This is a genomic window from Acidobacteriota bacterium, assembly GCA_030774055.1.
In the GTDB taxonomy this organism is placed as follows: domain Bacteria; phylum Acidobacteriota; class Terriglobia; order Terriglobales; family Acidobacteriaceae; genus JACPNR01.
This window is the reverse complement of record JALYLW010000062.1, coordinates 1-11,827: the sequence shown is the minus strand read 5'-3', so window position 1 is coordinate 11,827 and position 11,827 is coordinate 1. Positions and strand designations below refer to the sequence as shown.

General features: G+C 65.0%; 11 protein-coding genes, 1 other RNA gene and 1 pseudogene. 3 read left to right on the top strand and 10 right to left on the bottom strand.

Annotated features, from left to right (window positions below):
- Window positions 1-3: 3 nt before the first annotated feature.
- The 9 genes from M3P27_04850 to M3P27_04810 form a co-directional block, all read right to left on the bottom strand.
- Window positions 4-1,020, bottom strand: a complete 1,017-nt coding sequence (locus M3P27_04850) for an NAD(P)-dependent glycerol-3-phosphate dehydrogenase (protein MDP9267639.1) — start codon at window positions 1,018-1,020, stop codon at window positions 4-6.
- Window positions 1,017-1,727 (bottom strand): glycerol-3-phosphate 1-O-acyltransferase PlsY, encoded by a 711-nt coding sequence (plsY, locus tag M3P27_04845; protein MDP9267638.1) that lies wholly within the window; start codon window positions 1,725-1,727, stop codon window positions 1,017-1,019. The genes M3P27_04850 and plsY overlap by 4 nt, the downstream gene beginning before the upstream one ends.
- A 64-nt stretch (window positions 1,728-1,791) precedes the next feature.
- On the bottom strand, window positions 1,792-2,382 hold the full coding sequence (thpR, locus tag M3P27_04840; GenBank protein ID MDP9267637.1) for an RNA 2',3'-cyclic phosphodiesterase: 591 nt from the start codon (window positions 2,380-2,382) through the stop codon (window positions 1,792-1,794).
- On the bottom strand, window positions 2,379-3,626 hold the full coding sequence (locus M3P27_04835; GenBank protein ID MDP9267636.1) for a competence/damage-inducible protein A: 1,248 nt from the start codon (window positions 3,624-3,626) through the stop codon (window positions 2,379-2,381). Before M3P27_04835 ends, thpR begins: the two co-directional genes overlap by 4 nt.
- Window positions 3,627-3,680: 54 nt before the next feature.
- On the bottom strand, window positions 3,681-4,733 hold the full coding sequence (locus M3P27_04830) for a gluconolaconase (protein ID MDP9267635.1): 1,053 nt from the start codon (window positions 4,731-4,733) through the stop codon (window positions 3,681-3,683).
- 29 nt (window positions 4,734-4,762) lie between these two features.
- Complete coding sequence (locus M3P27_04825; GenBank protein ID MDP9267634.1) at window positions 4,763-5,389, bottom strand: phosphatidylglycerophosphatase A; 627 nt, start codon at window positions 5,387-5,389, stop codon at window positions 4,763-4,765.
- Window positions 5,376-5,618: a DNA gyrase inhibitor YacG gene (locus M3P27_04820; protein ID MDP9267633.1), complete on the bottom strand. Its 243-nt coding sequence runs from the start codon at window positions 5,616-5,618 to the stop codon at window positions 5,376-5,378. Before M3P27_04820 ends, M3P27_04825 begins: the two co-directional genes overlap by 14 nt.
- 49 nt (window positions 5,619-5,667) lie before the next feature.
- Window positions 5,668-7,161 (bottom strand): 30S ribosomal protein S12 methylthiotransferase RimO, encoded by a 1,494-nt coding sequence (gene rimO / locus M3P27_04815; protein MDP9267632.1) that lies wholly within the window; start codon window positions 7,159-7,161, stop codon window positions 5,668-5,670.
- 43 nt (window positions 7,162-7,204) lie between these two features.
- A complete protein-coding gene (locus M3P27_04810) occupies window positions 7,205-9,358 on the bottom strand; it encodes a DUF3488 and transglutaminase-like domain-containing protein (protein MDP9267631.1) in 2,154 nt (717 codons plus the stop codon).
- 125 nt (window positions 9,359-9,483) lie between these two features.
- Here M3P27_04810 and ffs point away from each other — a divergent pair.
- Window positions 9,484-9,581: signal recognition particle sRNA small type (gene ffs / locus M3P27_04805), an RNA gene on the top strand.
- A gap of 125 nt (window positions 9,582-9,706) precedes the next feature.
- Window positions 9,707-10,726 carry a ketoacyl-ACP synthase III gene (locus M3P27_04800; protein ID MDP9267630.1) on the top strand — a complete coding sequence of 340 codons (1,020 nt, stop codon included), beginning with the start codon at window positions 9,707-9,709 and terminating at the stop codon, window positions 10,724-10,726.
- Window positions 10,727-10,790: 64 nt separating this feature from the next.
- On the opposite strand, the gene M3P27_04795 is transcribed toward M3P27_04800, so the two are convergent.
- Window positions 10,791-10,997 (bottom strand): energy transducer TonB, encoded by a 207-nt coding sequence (locus M3P27_04795; protein ID MDP9267629.1) that lies wholly within the window; start codon window positions 10,995-10,997, stop codon window positions 10,791-10,793.
- 691 nt (window positions 10,998-11,688) lie between these two features.
- Between M3P27_04795 and M3P27_04790 the strand changes: the two are divergent.
- Window positions 11,689-11,827: pseudogene (locus tag M3P27_04790) on the top strand (glycosyl hydrolase).

Below are 11,827 nucleotides of genomic sequence, written 5' to 3'. Positions count from 1 at the left end.
GGTTCACTCGTCCTTGCCGGGCCGCGCCATCAGCTCGCGGATAGCGTCCTTGGGCGGCTTGCCGGCGTGCAGGATGGCGTACATCTGCTCGCTGATGGGCAGCTCGACGCCATATTTCTTTCCCAGCCCTACGGCGGCGTTGGTGGTGAGTACGCCCTCGGCGACCATGCCGTGCATGCCGGCGATGATGTCTTCGAGCTTGCGCCCCTTGCCCAGCTCCACGCCGACGGTGCGGTTGCGCGAGAGCCCGCCGGTGCAGGTGAGCACCAGGTCGCCCATGCCGGCGAGTCCGGCCATGGTCGCGGGCTTGGCACCGCAGGTCACGGCGAGCCGGGTGATCTCCGCCAGGCCGCGGGTGATGAGCGCGGCGACGGTGTTGTGTCCGAGGCCGAGGCCGTCGCACACGCCGGCGGCGATGGCGATCACGTTCTTCAACGCACCGCCCAGCTCCACGCCGACCATGTCGTCGTTGGTGTAGACGCGGAAGGTCGGGTCGCTGAACTCACGCTGGATCAGGGTTGCCAGGTCTTTATCTTTGGGCTGGGAGGCAACGGCGACGGCGGTGGGGTCAGCCTTCGCGACCTCTTTCGCGAACGACGGTCCGCTGAGCGCGGCGATGCGGGGCGTGAAGCGCGCGCCCTTCGACTGCAGCACGTCAGTGATGACCTCGGTCATGCGCAGCAGCGTCTGATTCTCCACGCCTTTGGTCGCGCTGACGAAACCCATCTGCGGCCAGCAGAACTTTGCCATCTGCTCGAAGACGCGCCGCGTGTGGTGTGAGGGCATCACGCTGACCACGAGCTCGGCCTTGGCCAGAGCCTCTTCGAGCGAGTTCGTCGCGGTAACGTTCTCCGGCACCTTCGAGCCGGGAAGGAAGAGCGTGTTCTCGTGCTGCGCGGAGAGAGACGCGGTGACTTCTTTTTCGTACGCCCAGAGATGGACGTCGTGCGTGCCCTTGCGTCCGAGGACGATGGCGAGGGCCGTCCCCCAAGCGCCTCCGCCGATGACGGCGATCCTCATGCTTGCTTCTCCATCTCTTGCGGCGGTGGGATTGTGGGTTTAGCACCCAGCTTGGGCTCGGTGCCAGCGAGCAGGCGTCGGATGTTGGCGTGGTGTTTGAGGATGATAAGAAGGGAAGAGATTGCGACGATCAGGATCACAAGCGGGTAGCGACCATAATCGGTGAGAAAGTAAACAGCGATCGGGAATGCCGCAGCGGCAGCGATCGAACCGAGCGACACGTAGCGGAAGATCGCGAGAACGATCACGAATAATGCCAGGACGACGAGTACGGCCTTGGGAGCCAGAACAAGGAACGCTCCGGCGCCGGTCGCAACTCCCTTGCCGCCTTTAAAGCGGAGCCAGACAGGAAAGAGATGCCCAACGATTGAAAACAGTGCCGCCACCGCCCCCGCGAGCACAAGCGGCCCGATGAACGCGTAGTACTCGTCCGTCCCCGCTCCGAGGAGCTTGAATCGCGGGTAATCTTGGAGTTGGGCATAAATCATTCTTCCAAGCACAACGGCGGCAGCACCCTTGACGACGTCGAGGAAGAGCGTCGCGATTGCGAGCCCTTTCGCTCCCGAGCGCGCCACATTGGTCGCACCGATGTTGCCGCTGCCGGTCTCTCTGATGTCCTGCTGGAGGAAGAGGCGAACGAGGAGGTAACCAAAGGGGATGGAGCCGAGCAGGTAAGAGACCAGCGCGATGATGATGTAGGTCGTCAATCCTCAACCGGCCTCGTCGTGGCGATAGGGCTTCCTCGCTACGCTCGGGATGGAAATCAAAAACCTAGCCCAGCGGAAAGCGCTGGAGTTTGGTGTAGACGGCGCCCTGTGGCGACGTCTTGCTGTGGTACAGAAAGAACTCTCGGGCGGTCATTGTACCGAAGTCGGGTGGCGACATCGCCTCGACGCGGACCTTGAGCTCAAACATCTCCGGTTTGTGGCGATCGGAGCGTGCGCCTTGCGGGCGTCCCGAGCCGGTGCGCGCCAGCGTGAGGTGAGGCGTGAAATCCCGGTCTTCTTGTGGGACGCCCAACTGCGAGGTCGCAGAGTCGATGGAGGTAGCGAGCGCCTTCAGTTCGTAGCCGGCTTCGATGCCGGCTTCTATCCCCGCCCAGAAGACGCGTGGCGAGCGGGGCGTGAAGAAGCCGACGTGAGGGAGGGTGAGTTCGAAGGGATGGCCACCGACGTTGGTGAGCGCGCGCTTGAGTTCGTCGAGACGTGGCTCGGGAAATTCGCCGATGAACTTCAGGGTGACGTGCAGCGATTCCGGAGGGACCCATCTTGCGTTGGGGGCGAGCTGCTTCAGTCCGGCAATGTAGGCAGAGAGGCGTTGGCGGATCGAATCGTCGATGTCGAGGGCGACGAAGAGCCTCATGCACTCAACTTACGGCGCACCATATCCAGCGCCTGCTGGCTGGCATACCAGCGGACGCGTTCGCGGTCGCCGGGAAAATTCCGCTGCACCACTTCCGTCTTCTTGCCGTCAGCGAGCGCGCAATAGACCAGGCCGACGGGCTTCTCTTCGCTGCCGCCGCCGGGGCCGGCGACGCCGGTGACGCCGAGCCCAAGCTGTGATGCGCAGCGCTTGCGGATGCCTTCGGCCAGCGCGACCGCGATCTCGCGGCTGACCGCGCCGTGCTCCTCGATGAGCGCCGGCGGGATATCCACAAAGCCGGTCTTCAAGTCGTTGGAGTAGGCGACCACGCCGCCGAGGAAATAGCGCGAGCTGCCCGCGACCGAGGTGAGGCGCTCGGCGACCAATCCGCCAGTGCAGGATTCCGCCGTCGCGATGGTCACGCCGCGCATGTCGAGGTAGTAGCCGACGATCTGCTCGAGGGATTCGCCGGCGCTCGAGAACAGGTGGGGCTCGAGCGCGTCTTCAAGTTCATCGGCGAGGCGGTCGACCTTCGCCTTCGCCAACTCGAGCGTTTTGGCGTGCCCGCGAAGATGGATCTGCACCTCGCCGGCGCCGGCGAGGATGGTCGTCTGGATGTCGTGGTATTTCTTGTAGACCTTGGCGGCGATCTCGTCACACGCCGATTCGCCCATCATCGCGACCTTGAGCACGCGCGTGGCGATGCGCTCACCCGGCGAGACGGCGCGCAGCCGCACCATGACCTGCTCCTCGAAGATGGGCTTGATCTCGCGCGGCGGGCCGGGCAGAAGCACGACGACCAGCTTGCGTCCCGCCCACTCCGTCTCGAGCCACTGGCCGGGTGCGGTGCCGTTGGCGTTGGGCAAAGTGACGGCGCCGGTGAGCACGTCTGCCTGCTTGAGGTTCGATTCCGGCATCTTCAGCCGCCGTCCCGCGAACCACTTGTAGAGGTCGCCGGTAAGACCAGGATCGCGGCGCAGCTCGATGCCGAGCGCCTCTGCCACGCACTCGCGGGTGAGGTCGTCTTCGGTGGGGCCGAGGCCGCCCATGAAGAGGATGACGTCGGCGCGTCCGAAGGCGATGCGGGCGGCGTTGACGAGATGCTCGCGCGTATCGCCGACCACAGACTTGAAGTCCACCTCGATGCCGAGCGCGTTCAGCCCGTCGGTGAGGAAGAGGGAGTTCGTGTCCTGGCGGTAGGGTGTGAGCAGCTCGCTGCCGATGGCGATGATCTCGGCGTTCACTACCTCAAACCTACCACAGAGACACAGAGGACACAGAGGTGCACAGAGGGAAAGCTACTCCAGGAGTGTTCTGCCCTGGATGCCCCAGGAGAGATGGAAGACCGAGCTGGTGGTGGCGAGGATGGCGGCGCGGCCGGGAGCGAAGGCGAGGCCGACGAGTCCGTGTCCCGAGCACGCCAGCGACGCACCTTTTTGCGGCGTGATCTTCACGATGCCGCGCTTGCCGCCGAGCGACGCCGCCACGTAGAGGTTTCCTTCGGCGTCAAGGGCGATGCCTTGTGGGCGTCCCAGTCCACGATAGAAGGTTGCGACCTTGCCGTGCGGATCGATGGCGTAGACGGAATCGAAACTCGAGGTGGTGGGCCCGGTCAGGTAGAGCGTGCCATCGTTGGCGAAGGCAAGGTGATAGGCGGAGATGCTGGGCTCGATGGTGGCAAAGACGTAGATCTGGCGGTCGCGTCCGATCTTGAAGACGGTGCCGCTGCGATCGCCGACGTAGAGGTTCTCGTCTTTATCGAAGGCGATGCCGGTGGCGATGCCCATGCCCTCGGCGTAGGACGCCATGGTGCCGTTGGGCGCAACCTTATATACGGTGCCGTCGAAGCGCGAGCTCACGTACATCTGTCCGGAGCGGTCGAAGGCGATGCCGGTGGCGTTCATCAGCTCGGCAAGGAACGGCTTCACGTTGTAGCTGGTGTCGATGCGGTAGATGGAGACGGGCGTCTTCTGTCCGCGCGAGCCGGAGAAGGTGACGTAGATGTTGCCCTCGGCGTCGAGCGCTGGATTGGCGACCGGATGCAGGTTCTCCGCGACGGGCACGGCGATGCTGACCTCGGCGGCATTCGAGGAAGTCTCGTGCGTCGCGACGGTGAGCGCGCCCGAGGTCGCCTCTTCCGGGACGCGGGTGATCACGAACTCGTCAGAGCTCACGACGATGGGCGCTTCCACCTCGCCGAAGAGCACGCGCGGTTGCGCCAGCTCGGGCGGCTTGAGTCCGTGGCCGATGACGCGCAGCTCGCCGCCAGGGAGTGCCGCGGCGGGCATGACCGCCTCGATGTGCGGCTTGCCATTCACGTTCTTCTTGCCCAGCAGGTCGGAGATGCCCATGAGTGAGGACCGTGGTTATGTGACCCTGGTTATAACACGTGAAAATAGAGCAAGAGCTGCATGACGATGAACCCGTAGATGCCGGCGCCCACGTCGTCCATGACCACGCCGGAACCCCCCGGCAGTTTTTCAAGACGGCGCAGCGGAAACGGCTTCAGCGTGTCGAAGACACGAAAAAGTATAAAGCCCGCGAGGAAGGCTTTCCAACCGAGCGGCACGAGCAGCAGGGTGATCATCTGTCCGGCGACCTCGTCGATCACCACGATCTGCGGATCGTCGAGACCGCTCTCGCGGCACACGACGCTCGCCGTAGGGATGCCGGCGATGATGGCCGTGCACGCGACCAGCAACGCCACCATGGCTTGGTAGTCAGGACGGATGAAGTGCGCGGCTAGCGCCCAGAGCAGCACCGTCGCCGCCGAGCCGGCCGTCCCCGGCGCCTTGGGCGTGAAGCCCACGCCGAAGAAGGTGGCGATGAGCCAGGCATCGTAGGTGCGCGAACCGTTTCGCGAACCGTGGCGTGGCGGACGATCATCGTCGTCGTTGTCCGAATCCGCGGGCTCGAATTCGGGCTCGGGGGGAAGCGGGTCGTGCAGGTCGCCGAAGTGCGGATTGGTCTTGGGCGGGTCAGCGCTGCGCGGATCAGTCTCGGCCACTGTCTTCTCCGTCCGACGTTTTGCGGCGCATTTCCTCGGCCTGGCGCTCGGCGTCTTCGTAGGCCTCCGGGTCGGTGATAGGAGTAGACACCACGTAAGCGCCGCTCGCCCACTTGCCCAGGTCGATGGTGCGGCAGCGCTCGCTGCAGAAAGGGAACTCGGGATCGGCGCGCAGCACGATGGTGCGGCAGATGGGACAGCGGAGGGAGCGGGTTCGTTTCTTGGCCATCGGCCTGGGTCGTCTTGAGACGGGGCAAGCTCCGTCGCTACCGGTCATATTAGATGAGGCGGGCGACCAAATCGTAGTCGTGGGTCGCGGTGATCTCGCAGCGGTAAAGGGCGCCGGACTCGGGTTCGTGCTCGCCAAAGTCGTTGACGAAGACTTTGCCGTCGATCTCGGGCGCGTGCATCGGGGTGCGTCCCTCCCACAGCAGGTCGGTCTCCTCCGACGGGCCTTCGAGCAGCAGGTCGAACTGGCGGCCGACGAGCTGCTTCTTCTTGCGGCGTGAGATCTGCTTCTGGATGGTCATCAGCTTCTTGCGTCGCCGCTCGATCTCGCGGGGCGTGACCTTCTCGCCGAGGGCGTAAGCCTGCGCGCCTTCGTCATCGGAATACCCAAAGACGCCGAGCCAGTCGAACTCGGCCGCGCGCACGAAGGCGCACAGTTCTTCGAAGTCGCGCTCGGTCTCGCCGGGGAAGCCGACGATGAAGGAGGTTCGCAGTGTCAGGTTCGGGATGGTGCGGCGCATCTTCGCGATCGACTTCAGGAAGATGTCCGAGCCCGCGCCGCGCTTCATGCTCTTCAGCACGTTGGCGGAGGCGTGTTGCAGGGGCACGTCGATGTAGGAGCAGATCTTCTCGTGCCGCGCGATGGTCTCCAGCAGCTTGCCCGTGATCTTGTTGGGATAGGCGTACAAGAAGCGCACCCAGCGCAGCTCGGGGATGTGGGCGAGGCGCTCGAGCAGCAGCGCAAGGCCATCTTTCAGGTCGAAGTCTTCGCCGTAGCAGGTGGTGTCTTGCCCGATGAGGGTGAGCTCGCGCACGCCCTGCTTCACCAGGCGTTCGGCTTCGGCGACCACCGACTCGAAGCGGCGCGAGCGGAACTTGCCGCGCAGTTGCGGGATGATGCAGAAGGCGCAGGGATGGTCACAACCTTCCGCGATCTTGATGTACGCCGAGCTTTTCGGAGTAGCGAGCAGCCGAGGCGTGTTCTCGTCGTAGAGGTAGTTCGGGAGGTCGGCGATGGCGCCATCCCAGTTCGCGCGCGAGAAACGTCCCGCCGCTTCGCGGGCTGTGCCCTCAGCCCGCGAAGTGAGGATGTTGAATGGTCCGGGCGACGGCGGTGGCATTGCGATGCCCGCGGCCGCGAGGATGTGCTCCAGCTCACCGGTGCCGACCACGGCGTCCACTTCCGGGATGTTTTTCTGGATCTCGTTGCGATAGCGCTCGACCATGCAGCCGGCGACGATGAGGCGGCGCGCGCGTCCGGTGGGGTTCGCCGCGGAAGCCTTATGTCCCGCCATCTCGAGGATGGCATTCACCGATTCCTGCTTCGCCGTCTCGATGAACGAGCAGGTGTTGACGACGATGACGTCCGCATCCTGGGCGCGCGGCGTGATCTCGGCGCCGGAGTGTGCCAGCAGGCCCATCATGACCTCGCTATCCACGAGGTTCTTGGGGCAGCCGAGCGACACGAATCCGACCTTGGTCGGCTTAGCGGGCTGCTGCGGGGTGGCCGCTGCGGGGGCTGCTAGTGAGGTCTGGACGGGCATGCAATCCTTCTATTTTAGCAGGCGGCCGGAACGCCCGCTGGGGCTAGCGCGCGGAGGTCGTGATCTCGTCGAACAGGCGGGGAAGCTGCTCCGCGTCCGCGGGCGAATCGGCGAAGCGGGCGCGCTCATAGGCGCGGGTGAAAGTCTCCACGCGCTGGCGCAGGTACGGATCGTCGATGGTGAAGACGAACTCGAAAGGCGTCTGCGAGGGCGCCTTCGCGTAGCCGCGGCGAGCCACTGAGTGCGTCATGCGCTGATACCACAAGCTGGCGGCCTGTTGCGGCGCGCTGGCGGGAGCGCGGGCAAGCCGCATGGAGCGAAACGCTCGGATGATGCGACGCAGATTCAATACCAATACCAACGCCAGCACCGCCAGGGCGCCCGTGGTTCCCCAGCGCTGGGGCGCTGCCGAGGCGCTATCTTGCAGGTTCCGGGCGCGCTCGAGCATCTGGTGGTAGCGGCGCAACAGCTCGATCCGCCAGCGCTCGAAGAGCGTGCGGCTCATGCCCAGCGCGGAGTTGCTCACCATCGTCTGATGGGAGAAGTCGTAGTTGATGACCCACTCGCGCCAGAACTCGCGCGCAGCGTCGAGGTAATAGTAGAGACGGCCGATGCCCGTCGAGACCGGTTCGGGCGAAGCGGGGGTGGGATCGAATGGCACCCAGCCGGTGCCGGGAAAGTAGGCCTCCACCCAGGAATGGGCGTCGCGTGCGCGCACGATGTAGCTCCCGGTCACGCTATTGAACTCGCCACCGCGGAAGCCATTCACCACGCGTGAGGGAATCCCTTGGGTGCGCAGCATCAGCGCCAGCGATGAGGCGAAGTACTCGCAGTGTCCTGCCTTGCGGTTGAACAGGAAATGAGCGATCGGGTCTGCCGGCACGCTGCTGGGCAGCTCCAGGGTGTAGCCAAAGGTGGTCCGCAGATAGCCCTCGAGTAGCCGGGCCTTCTCGAAATCGTTGGGGCCGGGAGCAGTGACGTGCGCCGCCAGCTCGCGGACGCGCCGGTCCACGGCGGGCAGTTGCAGGTAGTAGAGCGCGACGTCAGGCGGGATCGGCCCCACGCTCTCCACCGCCGCGGGTACGGTGATATTGGATACGGCCTGGTAAGTTGCGATCGAGCGCTCGCGATCGAGGTCATAGAACGAGAAGCCACGATCGTAACCGACCAGGCGGTAGGGGCCGAACAGGCCCAGCGGCTGCCCGGCGAAGAAGAAGAGGTGGCTGCCGACCGGTTCGAACATCACGCGATAGTTGATGGCCTGCCACTGCTTCGGCAGCGGCGTCACGGCGCTGATGAGATCCTTGAACACGAAGGTGCCATCACGCGCGCGCAAGACGCGCATCTGGTCGGGCGGGTTCGTCCATTTCTTGCCGTCGAAGTTGGCGAGCGCTATGGCACGCCAGTGCAGGTCAGAATGCAGGCCGCTGTTATCGCCTTCGACGCGGATGTGCATCACCACTTCGTTGGACTGCTGGATCTCGCCGATCTGTCCCAGGTTCACTTCGTCAGTGAAGCCTGAGGTCAGCACACTGCGCGGAGCGAAGGTGGAGAGGTAGTTAGCCGAGATGCGCGGCAGCACGAAGAAGATCACCGCGGCGGCAACCAGGATCGCCCCCATCAGGAGCGCAGCGGTGACCACCAGCGCGCGGCCGAAACGCCGCGCTTGGGCATGCTCGCGCGCAGCGTCAGGGGTGCGCCTGGCGGTGCGCCGCATCTCCAGCGCCATGAACGTGGCCACCGCCACCAGAAGGAACACGGCAAAAGCGATGAGAAAGACGCTGTCCACCGTGAGCACAGCCGCGGCCAGCACCTCGAGGAAGGAGAGCACGGCGAGATAGAGCAGGTCGCGATCGCGCTGCACGGAGAAGATCTTCACCACCATGCTGAACAGCACGAGGTGGACGCTGGCGCCTACGAAGGTGCGTGAGAGGAAGAAGAAGTCGGCAAGATAAAACAACACATATCCGAGCGTGAGGTAGGTGGTCCACTGGTCGCCCAGCACGAGCGTCTCGCGTTTGACCAGCAGGTATCCGCGAAAGACGAGCGCGGCACCAACGAAAAGCAGCGAGAGCAGGTCGAGCTTGCCGGTGGAGGCGAGCGTGACAAAGCCGGTGAGCACCAGGAGGAAGAGCCAGATCTCGAAGTAGCGCTCGACGGCGCTACGGGTATCGCGCGGGATGGCGATGGTGGCCACGGCTGAGATCCTAGTACCCAAATCCTGACACCTCGAGATTCTAGAACCTCACATCCCCGGTCATCCGGAAAAATCTCGGGCCCGAGGCCGGGCGGAGGGCGGATGTTAGAATCGAAAGCGTCAGGTATCGGGTCCCGCGCGACGCGTTCCCGCCAACCCCGCCAGGTCCGGAAGGAAGCAACGGTAACGGGCTCTTGCGTGTGCAGCGGGTTCCCCGGTGCCTGACGGTTATTCGAGGGTCGCCGTAACGCTCTCGCTTCTCCCGCTAGGCGGGATCAGCTCGGCTACGTCGCCCCTCGCGCTCCGCTCGCGCTGTACGGCGCTCGCTCTGCGCTCACCCACATTTTGATGACGAAACCTCCCAACCTAGCGAAGACTACCGGCAGGGCAAAGATCAGCGCCCTCGGGACCTACGTGCCCCCACGCCTGCTCACCAATAAAGATCTGGAGAAGCTGGTCGAGACCTCCGACGAGTGGATCATGGCTCGCACCGGCATCCGCGAGCGGCACATCGTGGACCAGGGCGTGGCGACCTCTGACCTGGCCACCGAAGCGGCTAAGAAAACGCTGGCGCAGCGCGGCGTGAAGCCAACCGAGATCGACGCCATCATCGTCGGGACGGTGACGCCCGACATGTTGTTTCCCTCGACGGCCTGCCTGGTGCAGAACAAATTGGGGGCGCAGGGCGCGTGGGGGTTCGATCTTTCGGCGGCCTGCTCGGCGTTCCCGTACGCATTGCAATGCGGCGCGCAATTCATCATGACGGGCGCGCACAAGAAAGTTCTGGTGATCGGCGCGGACGTGATGAGTTCGATCATCGACTACACCGACCGCGCGACTTGCGTGATCTTCGGTGACGGCGCCGGCGCGGTGCTGCTGGAACCTGCGGCAGAGGGCGAAGAGGGCATCATCGACTTCATCCATGAAGTGGATGGCGCGGGCGGATGCTCGCTCAATATGCCCGCGGGCGGCAGTCTGCATCCCGCGACGCACGAGACCGTCGACAAGAAGATGCACTTCGTCCATCAGGATGGCCAAGCGGTGTTCAAGTACGCGGTGCGCAAGATGGCCGACGTCTCCGAGCGCATCCTCACGCGCAACGGTTTTACCGGCAAGGATGTTGCGTGCTTCATCCCGCACCAGGCAAACCTGCGCATCATCAGTAACACGGCGGAGCGCCTGGGCATGCCGATGGAGCGCGTGATCGTGAACATCGACCGCTTTGGCAACACCACCGCCGGAACGATCCCGCTGGCCATGCAGACCGCTGTCGAGGAAGGGAAGCTGAAGCCGGGCGACCTCGTGCTGCTCGCCTCCGTTGGCGCCGGATTCACGGTCGGCGCGACGCTGCTGCGCTGGGCGTATTGAGGATCCCAAAAACCTAAAGGGCGGGGCCGAGGCTCCGCCCCTTTCCAATGGGTGCGACTAGCGCTCATCGTGGCGCCGAGAACTTCACCGTGACCAGCACCGTGGCTTCGACCGGCTGACCATTCAAGGTTGCGGGCTTATAGCGCCACTGCTTGACGGCGGAAGATGCGGCCTCGCGCAGGAGCGCGTGTCCGCTGAGCGCGCGCACCGATTTCACCGCCCCGTCGGTGCCGATCGTGGCTTCGAGTTGCACGGCGCCTTCCGCACGCATCGCCCTGGCCATCTCGGGATACTTCGGCGCGACCTGCGAGATCGCTGTCGCGCCGGTGGATTGCGAGATCTTGGGCGACGGCGTTGCCAGGGTCGGAGTGGAACTGGAGGTGGGCACCGCGATCTGCGGGGCCGGCGCGGCCATCGGCGCGGGAGGAGCATCCTGCCGCGGAGAGGCAGAAGGCGTTACTGCCGGTCGTTCCACCGCTTGCGGCGAAGGCTGAGGCGGCGCCGGCTGCGGTTGCTGGGCGGGTGCGGGTTTCTGCTGCGCCGGAGCGGATTGCGTTTGCGCGGCAGCGCCCTTTCCCGCGCCAGATTGCGGCGTGGGGTTGGTTGATTGTGTCGACGTGGATTGTGTCGACGTGGATTGTGTCGCGGGCGCCGCCGAGGTGGTGGTCGTAGTCGAGGCCGGCGTGGAGGTCGAATTCGTGGTTTCGCCGCTCGCCGGAGCCGACGATTGTGCGGGCTGCGCCGCCGGCGCCGATGGCTTGCCGGAGAGCTGGGTGTAAGCGACGTACCCGCCGATAACGACGACCACGGCTGCGGCGACGCCGATCCAGATCCCCATACCTCCGCCGCCCGGTTTCTTATCCTGTCCCACGTCGTCGAAGGTGCCGAAATTCGCGGTGGACGCGGGCGAGGGACGCGGCGCTTCCACGCGCGGAGCCGCGGGCGTTTCTGCCTTGCGCGGCGGTGGCGGTGGGGCAGGCTTCCACTCCGGCGCCGGCGGTGCGGGGACGGAAGCGCGACGCGCCGGCATGACGGGTGCGGCGACGGGCGGGATGGACTCTTCGGCGATGGGGGCGCGCGTTTCCACTCGGGGAGCTGGCG

Bases quoted from the DNA above. Each gene is read 5' to 3' on its own strand.
- M3P27_04820 (MDP9267633.1), bottom strand. From the start codon at position 5,618: ATGGCCAAGAAACGAACCCGCTCCCTCCGCTGTCCCATCTGCCGCACC.
- M3P27_04800 (MDP9267630.1), top strand. From the start codon at position 9,707: ATGACGAAACCTCCCAACCTAGCGAAGACTACCGGCAGGGCAAAGATC.
- M3P27_04850 (MDP9267639.1), bottom strand. From the start codon at position 1,020: ATGAGGATCGCCGTCATCGGCGGAGGCGCTTGGGGGACGGCCCTCGCC.
- M3P27_04830 (MDP9267635.1), bottom strand. From the start codon at position 4,733: ATGGGCATCTCCGACCTGCTGGGCAAGAAGAACGTGAATGGCAAGCCG.
- thpR (MDP9267637.1), bottom strand. From the start codon at position 2,382: ATGAGGCTCTTCGTCGCCCTCGACATCGACGATTCGATCCGCCAACGC.
- M3P27_04795 (MDP9267629.1), bottom strand. From the start codon at position 10,997: ATGCGTGCGGAAGGCGCCGTGCAACTCGAAGCCACGATCGGCACCGAC.
- rimO (MDP9267632.1), bottom strand. From the start codon at position 7,161: ATGCCCGTCCAGACCTCACTAGCAGCCCCCGCAGCGGCCACCCCGCAG.